This window comes from Chryseobacterium sp., from assembly GCF_022712095.1.
In the GTDB taxonomy this organism is placed as follows: Bacteria; Bacteroidota; Bacteroidia; order Flavobacteriales; family Weeksellaceae; genus Chryseobacterium.
The window spans coordinates 1-4087 of record NZ_JALAHD010000012.1; the positions used below are offsets into that span (position 1 = coordinate 1).

4 protein-coding genes are annotated in these 4087 nt (G+C 35.0%); 1 reads left to right on the plus strand and 3 read right to left on the minus strand.

All coding sequences use genetic code 11. The annotated features are described in order from the left end of the window. Positions 1-51 precede the first annotated feature (51 nt). The 3 genes from Q0A18_RS00500 to Q0A18_RS00510 form a co-directional block, all read right to left on the minus strand. Positions 52-1362 carry a dihydrolipoamide acetyltransferase family protein gene (locus Q0A18_RS00500; protein ID WP_292008206.1) on the minus strand — a complete coding sequence of 437 codons (1311 nt, stop codon included), beginning with the start codon at positions 1360-1362 and terminating at the stop codon, positions 52-54. A 63-nt stretch (positions 1363-1425) separates the two neighbouring features. Further along, a complete protein-coding gene (locus Q0A18_RS00505; RefSeq protein ID WP_292008207.1) occupies positions 1426-2253 on the minus strand; it encodes an SAM-dependent chlorinase/fluorinase in 828 nt (275 codons plus the stop codon). Between the two features lie 145 nt (positions 2254-2398). After that, a complete protein-coding gene (locus Q0A18_RS00510) occupies positions 2399-2887 on the minus strand; it encodes a DUF1440 domain-containing protein (protein ID WP_292008208.1) in 489 nt (162 codons plus the stop codon). A 183-nt stretch (positions 2888-3070) separates the two neighbouring features. On the opposite strand from Q0A18_RS00510, the gene Q0A18_RS00515 reads away from it, so the two are divergent. Continuing rightward, positions 3071-4030: a PhoH family protein gene (locus Q0A18_RS00515; RefSeq protein WP_292008209.1), complete on the plus strand. Its 960-nt coding sequence runs from the start codon at positions 3071-3073 to the stop codon at positions 4028-4030. Positions 4031-4087: the final 57 nt, after the last annotated feature.

Below are 4087 nucleotides of genomic sequence, written 5' to 3' on the forward strand. Positions count from 1 at the left end.
AAATAAAAGCCTCTGTTAAAACAAAGGCTTTTTATGCGGATAAAGAATTTTTTATATTTCAGTATTCATATCCCAGTTTTGAAGATAGTCATGAACATGTTTCAGGAACATTCCGCCTAAAGAGCCATCTACGACTCTGTGATCATAAGAATGAGACATAAACATTAACTGACGTATGGCGATTACATCACCATCTTTGGTTTCAAGAACTGCGGGTTTTTTAACGATAGCTCCGATTGCTAAAATAGCTACCTGAGGCTGAGGAATGATAGGTGTTCCCATAAGGTTTCCAAAGCTTCCTACGTTTGAAATGGTATAAGTAGCTCCCTGCGTGTCTTCGGGTCTTAATTTTTTATTTCTTGCTCTGTAAGCTAAATCATTGATGGCTTTTGCTAAACCTGATAAAGAAAGCTGGTCTGCATTTTTGATAACAGGAACAATCAGGTTTCCATCAGGAAGGGCGGTAGCCATTCCGATATTAATGTTTTTCTTTTTGATGATGTTTTCCCCGTTTACGGAAACATTGATCATGGGATAATCCTGAATAGCCTTTACGATTGCCTTTACAAAAATCGGCATGAAAGTTAATTTTTCACCTTCACGTTTTTCAAAAATATCTTTATGCTTTGCTCTCCATTTAACAACATTGGTGACATCCGTTTCTATGAAAGAAGTAACGTGTGGAGCGATCTGTTTCGCTTTCACCATGTTTTCAGCAATGATCTTTCTCATTCTGTCCATAGGAATGATCTCGTCGCCCGCTGCTACCTGAACCGGAGTTACAGGTGTGCTTGGCTGAGGAGTTGTCTGTTGTACCGGCACTGCCTGTTGGGTTACCTGAGGCTGACTTCCTCTGTTTGCTACGTAAGCTAAAATATTCTCTTTTGTAATTCTTCCTTCTAAACCACTTCCTTTAATGGTTTTTAATTCAGATTCAGAAATATTTTCCTGTTGGGCAATTGATTTTACAAGAGGAGATAAATACAGGTCTCCTGAGTATTCTGTATTAGAAGCTGCTGCTTTTAGCGGCTCTTCTATCGTTTTTAATGTTTCACTATCTGGTGTCGCCGGAGCAGGAGTCTCTGATGCAGTGTTTTCAGAAACAGTATTTCCGCTTTCTCCTTCAATTTCTAAAATAGCAATGGCTTCACCTACTTTTGCAACTTCATCTTTTTGCTTTAAAATTTTAACGATTTTGCCCGAAACCGGTGTTGGAACATCAGAATCTACTTTATCTGTTGCAATTTCTACTACGGAATCATCCTCCTTTACAGTGTCCCCTTCGTTAAATAACCAAGCGATAACTGTAGCTTCCATAACGCCTTCCCCCATGGAAGGAAGCAATAATTTGTACTCTGCCATTTTTATTTTTTAGATTTTGACAAATATATAAAAAAAATCGGTTTTTTTAAGGAATATATAATGTTAGGAAAATTCAATATAGATATTCTCGCCTACATTCAGTCCGAATAAAGTCTTGGCTCCATTTTTTTTACTGCCTTTGTAAATGGTAAGTTCCAGAAGCTGGCTGTCATTAAATATAGCTGCTGATTGTCCATGATACTCCGTTTCTCTTTCCCAGTCCGAGACTACTTCGGTATGACTTTGAAATATTTTGGAAAGACTTAAATTCCTGAATTTGATAGTGAAGTTTTCGAATCCATTATTAATGGTCTCAAATAAGTCTTTACTGATATTTGAGATTATGTTTCCGAAATTATCAATATACATTACTTCTCCGATGATCATTTTTTCGGATTCATTGTATACAGGTTTTGGAAAAGAAAGCTGTTTGGCAGTTTCTATTTTTCTACCGATTAATTCAGGAAGTCCTCCATTGGCTAAATGAACAGCAACCGGAACGAAAACATCAGTGGAAGTAAAATTGACAATATCATCAAATCGGTTATTAAGGGTAATTTCATAAATAGCTTCAGGTTTTACGTCGAAGAAAATAAGACTTAATAATCCGTTATCTGCTGCAATGAAATAAGAACCGTCCGCCTGATATAAGATATTTTTTCTTGATTTATTAAAAAAACTATCTACCGATAATATGTGAATGGTACCCTTAGGAAAATGTTTGTAGGCATTTCTTACAATATATGAGCTTTGAATGAGGTTGTATGCCTGAATTTGGTGTGTAATATCAACGATACTAACTTCTGGATTTAGAGATAAGATTTTTCCTTTTATGGCTGAAACTCTATAGTCTAAATTTCCGAAATCTGAAGTAAGGGTAATAATTGACATTGTATAGTTGTAGAATATGATGGCTGTTTTGCAAATTTATTTAAAATAAAAGAAAACAAGGGGAGATTAATTATAAAATCTTATAAAATATTAGCTCGAGAACATCTGTTCTTAAAAGCGGGGAATCTCCCTTGATATAAAATGGTTAAGTAGTGCGCTTTACGTAGATTCTTATAATTTCAATGGACCATGCCCATACCATGTGGCCGAACAGTTCGGAAAAGTGTTCTTGCCATGGTTGATTCCATGGGGCAGGTACAGTGCCCAATAAAGGCATAATAACAATATGGAAAAGAAAATAAATCAATATGCCATAGAAAGTACCATAGCCCAAAGTGATGTTTTTGTTACGCTCACTAAGGTAATAATAAAGCCATGCGAAGAAAAAACTGAATCCGAAATGAACTATAAAGCTGAATATAGGTCTGGCATTTTCATTGAACAGATAAAAGAAATGAGAAATATCTTTTGGGAGGCCAAACTGTTCCAGTAATGTTTGTGGAGGATTGGTCGCGTCTCTTTCGGGAGTACGTGGAGGAAAAGGGACTTCCCATCCGAATTTTACTATTGCAGAGAGAAAACCTCCAAGTAAGGTTGCTTTAAATAAAGGGAATTTCACATTTGTGTTGGTCATAATATTTATATTTTTAATATGCTCTTGTGGTATTGATGTACAATATTATTGAAAAATATTATTTAATGTAAATTTTTAATAGATTAAAATTCATTCTTACATAATTAAATATTGTGAATAACAAATTAACATCAATTTGAAAAAAAGAATTAATTTTAAAATCTGATATAAAAAAATATTTACATGTTTGAATTAACATATGAGTTAGAAGGTATTGATACAAAAAGCTTCTATGGGGTGAATAACCAATATTTCAATTTGATAAAATCCAGTTTTCCAACACTTAAAATTACAGGAAGAGATCATTATATTTTTGCCATGGGTAACCAGGAGGCGTTGGATGTTTTCAGACAGAAACTGGACGATATCGTTAATTTTATTTCTAAAAATAATTCCATTATTCTCAAGGACGTTGAGAATATTCTGAATATTAAGGATGAAGCAGAAAAACAATTGGTATTCGATCAGGATATCATTGTAAAAGGGGTCAATGGAAAAATAATAAAAGCTAAAACGACCAATCTTAAGAAACTTGTAAAAGAGACGGAGAAGAAGGATATGGTATTTGCCATAGGGCCTGCTGGAACCGGTAAAACATATACCAGCGTTGCGCTAGCAGCAAGAGCATTAAGGGATAAAGAGGTAAAAAGAATTATCCTGACCAGGCCTGCAGTAGAAGCTGGTGAAAGTCTGGGGTTTTTACCCGGAGACCTTAAAGAAAAATTAGATCCTTATTTACAGCCCTTATATGATGCCCTTCGTGACATGATTCCACATGAAAAACTGGAAGGCTATATGGAGAAGAAGGTAATAGAAGTGGCTCCATTGGCCTTTATGAGAGGAAGAACTCTTGATGATGCTTTCGTAATTTTGGACGAGGCTCAAAATACTACTCATGCCCAAATGAAAATGTTCCTTACCCGTATGGGAATGAATGCAAAATTTATTATAACAGGAGATCCAAGCCAGATCGATTTACCTAAAAACCAACATTCCGGGTTGAAAGAAGCTATGAGGATTTTAAAAGAAGTAAAAGAGATTGGTTTTGTTCATCTTACGGAAGAAGATGTGGTAAGACATCCTGTAGTCAGAAAAATTATTTTAGCTTATAATGAGGAGGAGAAAAGATTGAAAAATGAATAGTGATGGCTAAGACATTTGTTATATACAGACCTAGTAGAATTATGAAAAGTCATAGTT